This is a genomic window from Saccharopolyspora antibiotica (assembly GCF_047200635.1).
Classification (GTDB): Bacteria; Actinomycetota; Actinomycetes; order Mycobacteriales; family Pseudonocardiaceae; genus Saccharopolyspora_C.
The window spans coordinates 270,719-284,822 of sequence record NZ_JBJZOI010000003.1 but is presented as its reverse complement, the minus strand read 5'-3'; the positions used below and the strand labels follow the sequence as shown (position 1 = coordinate 284,822).

Annotated in this window: 12 protein-coding genes; 8 read left to right on the top strand and 4 right to left on the bottom strand. The window is 72.2% G+C overall.

Annotated elements, in window-relative coordinates; translation table 11 throughout:
* Nucleotides 1-143: 143 nt before the first annotated feature.
* From ACL03H_RS03415 to ACL03H_RS03405, 3 genes are all read left to right on the top strand, one after another.
* On the top strand, nt 144-632 hold the full coding sequence (locus ACL03H_RS03415) for a hypothetical protein (RefSeq protein WP_412809565.1): 489 nt from the start codon (nt 144-146) through the stop codon (nt 630-632).
* 64 nt (nt 633-696) lie between these two features.
* Entirely contained in the window at nt 697-2,811 is a 2,115-nt protein-coding gene (locus ACL03H_RS03410; protein WP_412809564.1) for a catalase, read from the top strand.
* 109 nt (nt 2,812-2,920) lie between these two features.
* A complete protein-coding gene (locus ACL03H_RS03405; RefSeq protein WP_412809563.1) occupies nt 2,921-4,363 on the top strand; it encodes an amino acid permease in 1,443 nt (480 codons plus the stop codon).
* A 10-nt stretch (nt 4,364-4,373) separates the two neighbouring features.
* On the opposite strand, the gene ACL03H_RS03400 is transcribed toward ACL03H_RS03405, so the two are convergent.
* Nucleotides 4,374-5,795 (bottom strand): MFS transporter, encoded by a 1,422-nt coding sequence (locus ACL03H_RS03400; protein ID WP_412809562.1) that lies wholly within the window; start codon nt 5,793-5,795, stop codon nt 4,374-4,376.
* A gap of 165 nt (nt 5,796-5,960) precedes the next feature.
* On the opposite strand from ACL03H_RS03400, the gene ACL03H_RS03395 reads away from it, so the two are divergent.
* The 3 genes from ACL03H_RS03395 to ACL03H_RS03385 all read left to right on the top strand — a co-directional run bounded on the left by ACL03H_RS03395 (nt 5,961) and on the right by ACL03H_RS03385 (nt 7,966).
* A complete protein-coding gene (locus ACL03H_RS03395; protein WP_412809561.1) occupies nt 5,961-6,875 on the top strand; it encodes a TetR family transcriptional regulator C-terminal domain-containing protein in 915 nt (304 codons plus the stop codon).
* Between the two features lie 93 nt (nt 6,876-6,968).
* Nucleotides 6,969-7,742 carry an enoyl-CoA hydratase-related protein gene (locus ACL03H_RS03390; RefSeq protein WP_412809560.1) on the top strand — a complete coding sequence of 258 codons (774 nt, stop codon included), beginning with the start codon at nt 6,969-6,971 and terminating at the stop codon, nt 7,740-7,742.
* Nucleotides 7,743-7,798: 56 nt separating this feature from the next.
* Nucleotides 7,799-7,966 carry a hypothetical protein gene (locus tag ACL03H_RS03385; protein WP_412809559.1) on the top strand — a complete coding sequence of 56 codons (168 nt, stop codon included), beginning with the start codon at nt 7,799-7,801 and terminating at the stop codon, nt 7,964-7,966.
* A 306-nt stretch (nt 7,967-8,272) separates the two neighbouring features.
* Here the strand turns inward: ACL03H_RS03385 and ACL03H_RS03380 are convergent, their stop codons facing one another.
* From ACL03H_RS03380 to ACL03H_RS03370, 3 genes are all read right to left on the bottom strand, one after another.
* Nucleotides 8,273-9,202, bottom strand: coding sequence for an NAD-dependent epimerase/dehydratase family protein (locus tag ACL03H_RS03380; protein ID WP_412809587.1), 930 nt, complete (start codon nt 9,200-9,202; stop codon nt 8,273-8,275).
* Nucleotides 9,203-9,341: 139 nt separating this feature from the next.
* A complete protein-coding gene (locus tag ACL03H_RS03375) occupies nt 9,342-9,548 on the bottom strand; it encodes a cold-shock protein (protein ID WP_412809558.1) in 207 nt (68 codons plus the stop codon).
* 334 nt (nt 9,549-9,882) lie between these two features.
* Complete coding sequence (locus ACL03H_RS03370) at nt 9,883-11,106, bottom strand: Glu/Leu/Phe/Val dehydrogenase dimerization domain-containing protein (protein WP_412809557.1); 1,224 nt, start codon at nt 11,104-11,106, stop codon at nt 9,883-9,885.
* Nucleotides 11,107-11,669: 563 nt separating this feature from the next.
* On the opposite strand from ACL03H_RS03370, the gene ACL03H_RS03365 reads away from it, so the two are divergent.
* Together ACL03H_RS03365 and ACL03H_RS03360 are read left to right on the top strand one after the other, a co-directional pair.
* Nucleotides 11,670-12,527, top strand: coding sequence for a hypothetical protein (locus ACL03H_RS03365; protein ID WP_412809556.1), 858 nt, complete (start codon nt 11,670-11,672; stop codon nt 12,525-12,527).
* 32 nt (nt 12,528-12,559) lie between these two features.
* Nucleotides 12,560-14,104: an amidohydrolase gene (locus ACL03H_RS03360; RefSeq protein ID WP_412809555.1), complete on the top strand. Its 1,545-nt coding sequence runs from the start codon at nt 12,560-12,562 to the stop codon at nt 14,102-14,104.

The following is a 14,104-nucleotide window of genomic DNA, read 5'->3' as shown; positions in this document are numbered from 1 at the left end:
CCGCCCCCTGCCCGCGCGGTTGGCCTTCCCGTGCCCGGGCCCGGGAACCCGGCCGGTAAGGTCGCCGCGTTCCCCCGTTCGAGTTCCGTGGAGTCCGTCCTGATGCCCGCTCTCCCCCGCACCCGCCGGCCGGGAACCGCAGGGTGATCGGGTGGCTGCTGGCCACCGCGGGCACCGCGCTGCTGGGCAGCGTCTTCCCCCTGGCCAACATCGAGCTCTACCTGGTCGGCGTGCTCAGCGCCGTGGACGGGCTGAGCTGGTGGGCGCTGGCGCTCGCCGCCGCGGTGGGGCAGCTGACCGGCAAGACGCTGTTCTACCTCGCCGGGCGCGGCGGGTTCAGCCTCGGCTCCCGGCTGGGCCGGATGACGGAGGCGAAGCGCGGCGGCCGGTGGGCGGCCTGGCTGGAGAAGTTCCACGAGCGCACCAGCAGCCACCCGCGGTGGGGCCTCGGGGTGCTGTTCATCAGCGCCGTGCTCAGCTTCCCGCCGTTCACCGTGCTGTGCTTCCTCTCCGGCGCGGCCGGACTGCCGCTGCTGGGCTTCCTCGGCGTCGGCCTGGCGGGCCGCGCGATCCACTTCCTCATCATCGCCGCCGCCCCCGAGCTCATCCACCAGCTCCCGTTCTTCGGCTGAGGCGTAAGCGGCTCCCGGTCCGGGAACCCGGTGCGGGCAGACGATTCCCGCTCCGGAGGTTGGCATGGCGGCTCAGCACGGTGACAAGCAGGAACAGCTCGATGCGGTCCGCGCCGATCCGGAGGGGACCTACCTGACCACGCAGCAGGGCGTCCGGGTCGACCACACCGACGACTCGCTCACGGCGGGAGACCGCGGACCGACCTTGCTGGAGGACTTCCACGCCCGCGAGAAGATCACCCACTTCGACCACGAGCGCATCCCGGAACGGGTGGTGCACGCGCGGGGCGCGGGGGCCTACGGGCACTTCGAGGTCTACGACGACCGCCTCGCCCGCTACACGGTCGCGCCGTTCCTCACCGACCCGCAGCGCCGCACCCCGGTGTTCGTCCGGTTCTCCACGGTGGCGGGCTCGCGCGGCTCGGCCGACACCGTCCGCGACGTCCGCGGCTTCGCCACGAAGTTCTACACCGACGAGGGCAACTACGACCTCGTCGGCAACAACATGCCGGTGTTCTTCATCCAGGACGGCATCAAGTTCCCGGACTTCGTGCACGCGGTGAAGCCGGAGCCGCACAACGAGATCCCGCAGGCGCAGTCGGCGCACGACACGCTGTGGGACTTCGTGCAGCTGCAGCCCGAGACCATGCACATGATCATGTGGCTGATGTCGGACCGGGCGCTGCCGCGCAGCTATCGCATGATGCAGGGCTTCGGGGTGCACACCTTCCGGCTCGTCGACGCCGAGGGCACCGGCACGTTCGTGAAGTTCCACTGGACGCCCAAGCTGGGCACGCACTCGCTGGTGTGGGAGGAGTGCCAGCAGGTGCAGGGCAAGGACCCCGACTACAACCGCCGGGACTTGTGGGACGCCATCGAGGCCGGGAACCACCCCGAGTGGGAACTGGGCGTGCAACTCGTGGAGGAGTCCCGGGAGCACGACTTCGACTTCGACCTGCTGGACGCGACGAAGCTCCTCCCTGAGGAGGAGGTCCCGGTGCTCCCGGTCGGCCGGATGGTGCTCGACCGCAACCCGGACAACTTCTTCGCCGAGACCGAGCAGGTCGCCTTCCACACCGCCAACCTGGTGCCCGGCATCGACTTCACCAACGACCCGCTGCTGCAGGCGCGCAACTTCTCCTACCTGGACACCCAGCTCATCCGGCTCGGCGGGCCGAACTTCGCGCACATCCCGGTCAACCGCCCCGTCGCGGAGGTCTCCACGAACCAGCGCGACGGGTTCCAGCAGCAGCGCATCCACCGCGGCCGCACCAGCTACTCGAACAACAGCCTGGGCGGCGGCTGCCCGGTCATCGCCGGGGCGGAGAACGGCGCCTTCCAGCACTACCAGGAGAAGGTCGAGGGCGTGAAGATCCGCCGCCGCAGCTCGAGCTTCCAGAACCACTACGACCAGGCCCGGCTGTTCTGGAACAGCATGGCCTGGTGGGAGAAGCAGCACATCGTCGCCGCGTTCCGCTTCGAGCTCGGCAAGGTCGAGCACCACCACGTGCGCGAGGGCGCGGTGGCGCAGATCAACCACATCGACCACGACCTCGCCGTCGCCGTCGCCGAAGGGGTCGGGGTCACCCCGCCCGAGGCGGCGGCCGGACCGGCGCACGACAACAGCTCCCCGGCGCTGAGCCAGGCCAACACCGTCCGGGACACCATCGCGACCCGCACGATCGCCGTGCTGGTCTCGGACGGAGTGGACCGGTCCGAGGTGGAGCAGCTGCGCGCCGGCTTCGCCGAGCGTGGTGCGGTCGCGGAGGTGCTCGGCACCCGCGACGGCGAGGTGCGCGGCACCGACGGGAGCGGGGTGGCGGTGGACCGCGCGATCGCGACGGTGTCCTCCGCGCTCTACGACGGGGTGATCGTGCCGGGCGGCGCCGAGAGCGCCCAGGCGCTGTCCGCGGACGGCCACGCGGCGCACTTCGCGGCGGAGGCCTTCAAGCACGCGAAGCCGGTCGGAGCCAGCGACGAGGGCATCGCGCTGCTGCGGCGAGCCGGGCTCGACGGTCTCCGGCACGCCGAAGAGGGCGGGGAGGTGGTGGTCGACCAGGGTGTCGTGACCGCCGCACCGGGCGGCAGCGGCCTGCCTCCGCGGTTCGTCGAGGAGTTCGCCACCGTGCTCGCCGGGCACCGCGTGTGGGACCGGGACACCACGCGGGTCGTCGCCTGAGCAGGCCCGGCCAGGCCCGCCGCACCGTTCGGACGCGGTCCGGTACCAGAACCATCACGTCGCCGCTGAAATTTCGCTTTCGCCGCGGGAAGCTTCTACCGTCCGACCCGTGAGCGTGCTGCGAACCCTTCCCGTCGAGGACGTGCTGGACCGCACCGAGCGCAGCGGCCTGGCCAGGCGGCTGTCCGGGATCGACCTGGTCGGGTTCGGCATCGGCATCATCATCGGCACCGGCGTGTTCACGCTCGCCGGCATCGAGGCCAAGGAACACGCCGGGCCCGCCGTGGTGCTGGCGTTCCTCATCGGCGGCGTGGTCGCCGGGCTGGCCGCGCTGTGCTACGCCGAGCTGGCCTCGGCCGTGCCCACCGCGGGCAGCGCCTACACCTACGGTTACACCACGCTCGGCGAGATCTTCGCCTGGATCATCGGCTGGGACCTGCTGCTGGAGTTCGCGCTCGGTGCGGCGGTGGTGTCGCGGAGCTGGTCGGGCTACGTCTCCAGCCTGCTGGGGCTGCCTCCGGAGTGGTTCGGCGAGGACGCCACCGTCAACGTCGGCGCGGTGCTCATCATCGGCGTGCTCACGGCCGTCGCGGTGCTCGGCATCCGGGAGTCCTCGCTGCTGACCAACGCGCTCGTCGTGGTCAAGGTGTCGGTGTGCGTGCTGGTGATCGTGGCGGGGCTGTTCTTCGTCAACGGCGCCAACCTGACCCCGTTCGTGCCGCCCTCGCAACCGGCCGGGCAGGGCGCGACCGTCCTCGAACAACCGCTGGTCTCGGCGGTGCTGGGCATGGAGCAGTCGATGTACGGCTTCGGCGGCGTGCTCACGGCCGCAGCGGTCGTCTTCTTCGCCTACACCGGTTTCGAGGCGCTGGCCAACCTCGGCGAGGAGACCAAGCGTCCGCGCCGGGACCTCCCGGTGGGGCTGCTGGGCAGCCTCGTGGTGTGCACGGTGCTGTACGTGCTGGTCGCGCTCGTGCTCAGCGCGATGGTCGACTACACCCAGATCGACGAGGCCGCGCCGCTGGCCGCCGCGTTCCACTCGGTCGGCGCGCACTGGGTGGCCGCGCTCATCGCGCTGGGCGCGGTGACCGGCCTGACCTCGGTGATGATGGTGGAGCTGGTGACCATCGGCCGGATCGGATTCGCGATGAGCCGGGACGGGCTGCTGCCTCCCAAGCTCTCCCAAGTCCACCCGAAGTGGGGAACTCCGCACCGGATGACGATCGGCGGCGCCGTGCTGGTGATGCTGCTCGGCGGCTTCGTGCCGATCTCCGAGCTCGCCGACATGGTGAGCATCGGCGCGCTCTCGGGCTTCGTCATCGTGGCCATCGCGATCCCGGTGCTGCGCAAGCGCAAGCCCGACCTGCCCAGGCCGTTCCGGATGCCCTGGTCCCCGGTGCTGCCCGCGCTGACCGCCGTGGCCTGCCTCTACCTGATGTCGAACCTGAGCGTCCTCACCTGGCTGCGGTTCGCCGTCTGGCTCGCCATCGGCCTGGCGATCTACCTCGCGTACGGCTACCGCAGGTCCCGGCTGGCCGCGCGCGGCCGCTGACGGGCGGATCTCAGCGACGACGGGTGAGCACGAGCTGCTCCACCACGGCCAGCACGAGGGCGAGCGCGACGAACGCGACCGCCACCAGCAGCCCCGCCGAGATCGCCGCGTCCCACCCGCCACCGGCCAACGAGCTGAAGAACAGCCCGGAGGCGGTCGCGGTGCCGATGGCCGTGCCCAGCCGCTGCCCGGTCTGCTGCACCCCGGCGGCGGTGCCGCCGCGCGCCGGGTCCACCTTGGCCAGCGTCACCGTCTGGTTCGGCGAGATCACGAACCCGCTGCCGAGCCCCGCCAGCAGCAGCGGTCCGGCGACCACCAGCCCGGCGGAGGCGCCGAACCGGGCGGACAGCAGCAGGTCCGTCACCAGCAACCCGGCCAGCGCACCCACCAGGCCCAGCACCACCAGCGACCGCCCGAACCGGTTCACCAGCCTCCCGCTGAGCGCCGAGGACACCGCCGAACCGATCGCGAACGGCGTCATCGCCAGGCCTGCCTCCAGCGGCGAGTAGCCCAGCCCGCGCTGGAAGTACAGCGCCAGCACGAAGAAGATGCTGGTGAACCCGGCGAAGTAGAGCATCCCCAGCGCACTGCCGAAGCTGTAGCTGCGGATGCCGAACAGGCTCAGGTCGATCAGCGGCTCCCGCCCGCGCTTGCGGTACAGGCGCTCCCAGAGCACGAACAGCACCAGCAGCACCGGGGCCGCGGGCACCAGGTACCAGGGCGCCCCGCTCCCGCTCTCCCGCTGGATCAACGGCAGCAGCAACGCCATCAGGGCTCCGCCGAGCAGCAGCACCCCGACCAGGTCCAGGCTGTGCGCTCCCTTCGTCGAGGAGCCCCGGGGCAGCACCTTCGCCGCGAACAGCAGGCCCACGAGCCCGATCGGCACGTTGACGAAGAACACCCAGCGCCAGCCCTGCTCGCTGCCCGCCAGTTCGATGATGAGCCCGCCCAGCAGCGGCCCGATCGCGGTGGACAGCCCGATGACGGCGCCGAACATGCCGAACGCGCGCGCACGCTCCCCGCCGTGGAACAGCTGCTGGATCAGGCCCAGGACCTGCGGGTTGAGCATCCCGCCCGCCGCGCCCTGCACCAGCCGGGAGATCACCAGGAAGGTCGCCGACTGGGCGAACCCGGCGGCGGCGCTGGCCAGGGTGAACAGCAGCAGCGCGAGCATGAACATCCGGCCGCGACCGCGGTCGTCGCCGAGGCGCCCCGCCGGCACCAGCACCAGCCCGAAGGTCAGCGCGTACCCGGAGACCACCCAGCCCAGCGCGACCGGCGGCGCCTGCAACCCCTCCTGCATCGAGGGCAGCGCGACGTTGACGATGCTGACGTCGAGGAGGGTCATGAAGCCGGCGAGCAAGCACACCACCAACGCCTGCCAGCGGTGCGTCGTGCTCTGCTCGGCCTTCTCGGCCCCCGGTCCCGTCACTCCCCCATCCTGCAAGGGGCGGTTCTCGCGCGCGCAGGTGAGGGTGGCCGCCTGCGGAGGGCGACGAGGTATGGGATCACGGAGCGCAGCGGGCCGGCGCGGACCGCGCTGGTAGCGTCCTGCGCGGGCAACCGCCCCCGCCCCGTTCCCACGAGTCCCGGAGCGATGACCGCCGAGCACACCTCCGCCGACCCCGGCTCCGACGCGCTGCGCGCGCGGGTCCGCGAGGTCGTGGCCGGATATCCGCACAGCCACCGGGCCTTCGCCGACCGGATCGGGCTGGACGCCACCAAGCTCTCCAAGTCGCTCAACGGGGTGCGCCGGTTCACCCCCGCGGAGCTCACCCGCATCGCGGAGCTCGGCCAGGTCACGGTGAACTGGCTGATCAACGGGCGGGACGACGCCGACACGGTCGCGGCGGCCCCGCGCCGCGCGGCCCGGCCCGCCCAGCGCTCGGGCGGCGACCGCTACCAGCAGATCCTCGACGCGGCCTGGGAGCTCATCGCGGAGCGCGGCTACCACGCGGTGCGGGTGGCCGACATCGCCGAGGCCTGCGGGATGAGCGCGGCGGCGATCCACTACCACTTCCCCGGCCGCGACGACCTGCTCACCGAGGCGCTGCGGCACTCGGTGCGCCAGGCGTTCGACCGCCAGGTCGCCGAGCTGCACAGCATCGAGGACGCGCACCAGCGCCTGCTGCGCCTGGTCGAGCTCCAGCTCCCCGGTTCCCCCGAGCTGCGCCGCGAGTGGTCGATCTGGCTGCAGGTGTGGAACGAGAGCGCGCTGCGCCCCGAGCTGCGCGGGCTGCACGGCGACTCCTACACCCGCTGGCACGACACGATCGCGCGAACGCTGCGCCAGGGCCAGCGCCAGGGCGTGTTCGCGGAGGGTGACGCCGAGGAGCTCGCGGTCCGCCTCACCGCCTTGATCGACGGACTCGGCATCGGTGTCCTCACCGGACGCCCCGGCCGCTCCGTGGAGCGGATGCGGCGGGTGCTGCACGATTTCATCAGCCACGACGTCGTCGGTAATGCCGGCGGCGCGGCGGGCGACGAGCCCGCCGACGGTCACCGGCGGTGATCACCCCGCGCACCCCCGATCGCTCGATCGCCCGGTTGAAGCGGGTGATCGCGCTCGGTACTTTCCGAGGGCGCTCACCACGGAGGTGATCAAGTGCCGGAGGACGACGAGATCCTGGTCGAGCACCAGGACGCGGTCTTGCTGCTGACCTTCCACCGCCCGGACCGGCTCAACGCGTGGACCCCGACCATGCGGAGGCGCTACTTCGACCTGCTGGAGAAGGCCGACGGCGACCCGACGGTGCGGGCGATCGTGGTGACGGGCGCCGGCCGCGGCTTCTGCGCCGGGACGGACCTGTCCGCGCTGGATTCGACCCCCGAGCCTGATCCGGAGGACCGGGCGCTGTCGCTGTCCACCCGGATCCGCAAGCCGATCATCGCGGCGATCAACGGTCCGGTCGCGGGGGTGGGCCTGGTGGCCGCGCTGTTCGCCGACGTGCGCTTCGCCGCCGCGGACGCCAAGTTCACCACCGCGTTCAGCAGGCGCGGGCTCGTCGCCGAGCACGGCATCTCCTGGCTGCTGCCCAAGCTCGTCGGCGCGGGCACCGCGTTGGACCTGATGCTCTCCGCGCGCACCCTGCTCGGGGCCGAGGCGCACGCGCTCGGTCTCGTCGATCGGGTGCTGCCCGCGGACGAGGTGCTGGCGGCGGCCCTGGAGTACGCGCGGGTGCTGGCCACCGAGTGCTCCCCGGCCGCGATGGCCGACATCAAGCAGCAGATCTACGCGGGTCTGGACAGCGGGCTGGAGACGGCCAGCGCGGACGCGAACAACCGCATGATCGCCGCCTTCGACCGCCCGGACGTGCGGGAGGGTGTGCGCAGCTTCCGCGATGGGCGGCGACCCGAGTTCCCGCCGCTCGGGAGCTGAACCGGCGCTACGGTGGCCGGGGACGGACGAGGCCGTCGAGTCGTGGAGGGAATGCCGTGAACCCCGAGACCCCGGAAACCGACGCCGCCGAGCAGGAGAGCCCGGCAGACGAACCCGCCGTGCAGGAGCAACCCCCCGGCGAGCCGCCGGTCGAGGCCGATCCCGCCGACGTCGCCGAACAGCGGCGCGTCGTTCCCGACGACGAGGAACGCGAACGGGACTGAGGCCGTTCCGCGTCCGGATCCCGGATTCCACCGGGCTCCGCTCCGCCGGTCGGACGGGCTTAGCACGATTCCGCGCCGAAGGCACCGGGCTGTCCGGAACCCGCCTCGGAAATGTCGTTCTGGAACCGCACCGGACCACCCGGATTTCGGCTCCGGGACAAACATTCACGAATTCGGGGGTACCGCTCAGCCCCGATCCCACCTCATCCACCGGGCCGACACACCCGAGCACCTCTCGCGCCCTCTCCGCAAGCCCTGGAACGAGAAAAAGGAACCGGTATTTCCAAGAGGAAGTTCACCTCGGACTCAGCCCGGCCAGAGACCGAACATCGTCGCGAATCCCTCACGCCAACTCGGCCACCCCGGACGCCATCCGAGGGTCTCCCGGAGTCGGAAATTCGTCGCGCCCCGCTGCTCGGTGAGCCGGTGCACGGTCAACCAATCGAGTTGGGCCCTGGCCTGGTCCAGGGTCAGCGACAGCGGAGCCGGACCGCCGATCATCCGGGCGTAGGCCGGTAACCACTCGGCGCATTCCGCCGGCTCGTTGTCCACCACGTTGTAGGTGCCGGTCTCCCCCGCCTCCAGCACCTCCACGACCGCGCTGGCCGCGTCCTCCACGTGCGTGAACGAGGTCAGCCCGATCCCGTCGACGACCAGCGGCAGCGCGCTGCCGCGGACCTGCTCGTGCACGGTGCCACCCGGCGCGTACCAGGTGTCCGGCCCGTACAGCGAGCCGTAGCGCAGCACCACGCCCTCCAGGTCCGCGCGGTCCACCACGGAGCGCTCCATCGCGTCGACAGCGCGCACGACCTCGCCCCACCGGCCGGGGGCATCGGTCCACAGCGGGGAGTCCTCGTCGAGCACGTCGTGCCCGTTGGGGCAGTAGGCGGCGACGAGGCTCTGCGCGACCACCCGGCGCACTCCGGCCTCGGCGGCGGCCGCGACCAGGTTGCGGGTGCCCTGCTCCCACAGCTGCGCGGTGCGGGCCAGCGCCTCGTCGTAGTCGGGGTCGCGGAATCCGGAGACCTGGCAGACCACCACGTCCGGCTCGGCGGCGCGCACCACCTGGCGCAGCCTCGGCAGATCCAGGACGTCACCTGGCACGATCTCGTCCGCGCTGGTCGCCCCAGGGGCGCGGCCAGCGGGGCGCAACAACGCCGTCACGTGATGACCCCGCTGCCGCAGCCTCGGCAACAGGCTCCTCCCGACCACACCGGTAGCACCGGCGACGAACACACGAAGGGACACCCGGGACAACCTCGCACAGATCGATTTCAGCGGGGAGCGCAGCCTACCGCGCGGGCGCGCGCCCCCTCGACGAACGTCGAGGGGCCCACGCCAGGCAGGCGTGGGCCCCTCGTGCGTCGATCCGGACTCAGGCGATGCCGCGGATCTGCGAAGCCTGCGGCCCCTTCGGGCCCTGGGCGATCTCGAACTCCACCCGCTGGTTCTCGTCCAGCGTGCGGAAACCGGTGGCGTCAATCGCACTGTAGTGGGCGAACACGTCGGAACCTCCCCCGTCGGGGGTGATGAAACCGAAGCCCTTTTCAGCGTTGAACCACTTAACGGTACCGGTAGCCATTCTCTTTACTCCTACTTCAGATGGCCAGGGCCGACACTCCGTCAACCCCCAGTCGCCGAGATGATCACCCGAGCCGAACGGCCTGTGGCACAACAAAGTGCCTGCGCCATACTCTTCTCGCAGGCACTTTCAAGTACTTCTGGGAACCAAAACTGCAACCGAGGGCAACGCTAGCACCCCGAACGCGGGTTGTCACACACTTGTCACCCGAAGTCGTGGTGGCAAGGGACCGGTGTAACGCCGATCCGCAATCCGGCGATTTCCCCGAAATGCCCGTGCGCGCCACCCCCGCGGGGATGGCGCGCACGTTCCGGCTCCTTCGAGGGCCCGGCGGCTACGGAATGCTGACCAGCAACCGCCCCTCCGCCTCGGCAGCCTTGTTCTGCTCGGTCTGCCAGTCCGCCAGCCGCAGCGCGGCCGTGCGCGGGGTCGTCCCCTCCGCGTCCCAGGCAGCCAGCAGCGGCGGGATCTTGGCCAGCATCTCCTCGCGGAGCACGCTGAACGACAGCACCGGGTCCGCGTCCACGCGCCCCAGCAGCAGCCACCACGCCCAGGCGACCGCCCCGGAGTTCGCCACGAAGTCCGGGATCACCGGAATCCCGCGCAGCGCCAGCTGCTCCTCCGCCTCCGGGGTGATCGGCGTGTTGGCCGCCTCGATGATCACCTTGGCGGCCACCTCCGGCACCCGCTCCGGAGTGATCGCGTAGGACACCGCCGCCGGGATGAGCACGTCGACGTCGATGGAGAGCACCGCGTCCCGCGGCAACCGCCGCACGTCGGCGGGCACCTGATCGCGATCGATCTCGCCGAACCGGTCCCTGGCCTCCAGCAGGGCGGGGACGTCGAGCCCGTCCGGGTGGTAGAGCGACCCGACCGCGTCGGCCACCGCGACGACCTTGAGCCCGGCCTCGTGCAAGTACCAGGCCGCGCCGCCGCCCATGGTCCCGACGCCCTGCACCGCTACCGTGGTGCTCGCGTGCTCCCAGGAGCGGGCGTGCACCACGCCCAGGCAGCACTGCGCGACGCCGTACCCGCCGACCACGTCCCCGAGCAGCAGCCCGCCCGGAACGGGGGCGTTGAGCCCGGCGCGCACCCGCCGCAGCGTGTGCTCGACGTCCGGCGCCCGCCGGATCGCCGCGTGGTAGGACTGCTGCAGCCCGGCGTCGAGGAACACCTCGTCGATCAGGTGCTGCGGCACGCCCAGGTCCTCGGCGGTCACCCAGTGCGCGTCGATCCAGGGGCGCATGGCCTCGACGAACCTCCCGAGCACGCCGCGCGCTCGCGGATCCTTCGGGTCGCAGTCGATGCCGCCCTTGGCGCCACCGACCGGCAGGTCGAACACGGCGGTCTTGCGGGCCATCCCCCGGGCGAGGTCCTCGACCTCCGACATCGTGCATCCGGCGCGCATCCGGGTCCCACCGGTCGCCAAGCCGGACACCAGGCTGTGCACGACTAGATAGCCGCGCTTGCCCGTCACCGGGTCTGTCCAGGTCACCCTCATCAGCGGGTCGCAGTCGACGAGTGCCACCGGCCGAACCTCCTCCCAAGTGCAGTGCATGAAATGGGCGCTCGGTCCGGCGCCCATCAGAGTTACCGACAGAAGGGGCGTGTCCCGGCCGGAGGACTCCCGGGCACCGCTCGGAGTCGAACCCGAGACCCGGTCTGCCCGGCCGCACGCGCTGCGAGTGGCGATCACCGCGGGAGGCGGTGATCAGCTCCGATGTCGCAACCAGAGCGATGAAGAAGACAGCCAGCGGAGGGGACGGGGAAGGCCGTACTCGTTGGCCCGCATGGTCACCTCCGTGTCTCGCTGGCGATGGATCGAAGCTAAACCCGAGCTGGATTTATTGTCAACAATCGTCGTATCCGACATTCGCGCCGTCATCCGAAGTTCACGGGGAAACCTGGCCGTCACTCGCCGACAAGCCTCTGACCAGGCTAATCAAAGATCACCGGAATACCGGCAACTGGCCGCCGACTCTCACTCGACCGGGGTCTTAAGCTCGGTCCCGGCAGTGGAACACCGCGGCGGCGGCATACTTCGCGCGAGCGGGACGCGGCACGGCCACGAGATCAGGGAATCGGCTCCGCCCGCCCGCGCGCGACTGGGAGGATGCAGGCATGAGCCAACCGGGACCCCCCGAGCAGGGACCCCACCGGCCGGACGAACCGGCGGGCGCGCTGGACCAGACGGCGCAGCAGACCCTCATCCAGGACCTGGGCCGGGCCCTGCTGCGGTCGATGCCCCTGTCCTGGCGGGAGGTCACCGTCGAGTACCGCGCGGTCGGCGAGCACTCCGAGCTCTCCGCCCAGCTGCTCGCCCCCAACGGCACCACCATCCCGCTCGCCGTCGCGGCCGACGTCCCGGAGCTGTTCGCCCGGCTCCGCCACGGGATGTACCAGGTGGACCGCGGCACCTGGACCAGCGCGCTCTACCGCCTGCAGCGACCCAGCAGCTACAGCGTCGACTTCGACGGTGATCACGAACCGGTCTGGCGGACACCGCCGCCCGCGGCGGCCCTCGCGGCGGAGCTGAGCGCCTACCCGCGCACGGAGGCGAACATCCCGGGCTGGCTCGAGGGCGACACCAGCGCCCCGGCGACCGAGCTGCGCACCGCCGAGGTCTTCGACGCCGTCGACGAGCACGGGCGCCCGCACGTGGAACGCCCCGCCCTGGCCGACGAGGAGGCCGTCGCGGTCGCCGACTACCTCGACGCCGCGCCGGTGGTGCTGGCGGCGCGCAGCTACGACGCGGACCAGCTGGACCCGGCCGCGCCCAGCGCGGTCCCGCTGACCTTCCACACCGACGGGCGCTGGATCTGGCCCGGCGCGGTCTCCTACTACCTGCGCGCGCACGGGGTGCCACCGGTCGGCGAACTCGTCGAGCACATCCGCCGATCGGGCTTCCGGGTGCCCGAGGTCGACGAGCGGGCCCGCGAGCTCGCCGTCTCGGTGATCACGGGCGAGGAGCGCCGCTGAGCGGCGCCGATCTGGCGTTCGTCGACGGCCCGGTGTTCACCGGGGCTTCGAGCACCGGCGCGCTCGCGGTGCGGGACGGCCGGATCGCCGCCCTCGGCGAGCCCGCGGTGCGCCGGCTGATCACGGGCCGCACCGAGGTGGTGCGGCTGCGGGGCCGGACGCTGCTGCCGGGTTTCATCGACGCCCACGCGCATCCGGTCTTCGGGGGGCTGCTGGGCCTGCGCTGCGATCTCACCGGGGCCGTCGACGCGGCCGACTGCCTGCGGCTGGTCGGCGAGCACCGCGGCGGCGAGGGCTGGCTGCTGGGCGGCGGTTGGGACTCCGCCCTCTTCCCCGGCGGCGCGCCCAGCGCCGCGGCGCTGGACGAGGTCACCGGTTCCCGCCCGGCCTACCTGCTCAACCGCGATCACCACGGTGCCTGGGTGAACACCGCCGCGCTGCGGCGGGCCGGGGTCGACGCGGCGACGCCGGACCCGCCGGACGGCCGGATCGAGCGGGACGCGCTCGGCCGCCCGACGGGAACGCTGCACGAGGGCGCCGCCGATCTGGTGGGGCGGGTGTTGGCCGCACCGGATCCCGGGGAGTACCGCGCGGCGCTGCTGGCCGGCCAGCGGACGTTGCACGCGCACGGCGTCACGGGGTGGCAGGACGCGATCGTCGGCCCCTACCTCGGGCACGCCGACCTGCTGGAGGTCTACCGCTCGCTCGACGCGGCGGGCCGGGTGAGCGGCCGGGTGCAGGCCGCCCTCTGGTGGGACCGCCACCGGGGTCCGGAACAGCTGCCCGAGCTGCTGGACCGGCGCACGCGCGGTCGGCGGTTCCGCGCGGAGCACGTCAAGATCATGGTGGACGGCGTGTGCGAGAACCGGACGGCCGCGATGGTGCATCCCTACCTCGGGCGGCGGACCGGGGGTCTTGCCCACTTCTCCCCCGCCGGTCTTCGGGAGGCGGTCGGCGCGCTCGCCGAGGCCGGGTTCCCGGTGCACTTCCACGCCGTCGGCGACCGGGCGGTGCGCGACGCGCTGGACGCGGTGGCGGCCGCCCCGGCTCGCGGGCTGCGCCACCAGATCGCCCACGCGCAGGTGGTCCGGCGCGCGGACCTGCCCCGGTTCCGGGAGCTCGGCGTGATCGCCAACGTGCAGGCCGCCTGGGCGGTGCACGATGCCGCGATGACGGAGCTGACGCTCCCGGAGCTGGGCGCGGAGCGGGCCGCGCGGCAGTACCCGTTCCGGTCGCTGGAGGAGGCGGGAGCCCTGCTGGCGGGGGGCAGCGACTGGCCCGTGTCCGATCCCGCGCCGCTCGTCGCGGTGCACGCCGCGGTGAACCGGTGCGAGCCGGACGGGGGCCCGCCCCTGCTGCCGGAGCAGGCGATCAGCCTGCGCGCCGCGCTGCGGGCGCACACGAGCGGCAGCGCGGCGGCCTGCGGGTTCGAGCGGGAGGCCGGGTCGTTGGAGCTCGGCATGGCCGCCGACCTCGCGCTGCTCGACCGGGACCTGTTCGCCGCGCCTCGATCGGAGATCGCGGAGGCTCGGGTCGCGGCCACCTTCGTCGACGGCGCCCCGGTCCACGGCGGCTGA

Excerpts from the sequence above, each read along its gene's own strand:
- ACL03H_RS03410 (WP_412809564.1), top strand. The coding sequence starts at position 697 with ATGGCGGCTCAGCACGGTGACAAGCAGGAACAGCTCGATGCGGTCCGC.
- ACL03H_RS03395 (WP_412809561.1), top strand. The coding sequence starts at position 5,961 with ATGACCGCCGAGCACACCTCCGCCGACCCCGGCTCCGACGCGCTGCGC.
- ACL03H_RS03375 (WP_412809558.1), bottom strand. The coding sequence starts at position 9,548 with ATGGCTACCGGTACCGTTAAGTGGTTCAACGCTGAAAAGGGCTTCGGT.
- ACL03H_RS03370 (WP_412809557.1), bottom strand. The coding sequence starts at position 11,106 with ATGCACTGCACTTGGGAGGAGGTTCGGCCGGTGGCACTCGTCGACTGC.
- ACL03H_RS03365 (WP_412809556.1), top strand. The coding sequence starts at position 11,670 with ATGAGCCAACCGGGACCCCCCGAGCAGGGACCCCACCGGCCGGACGAA.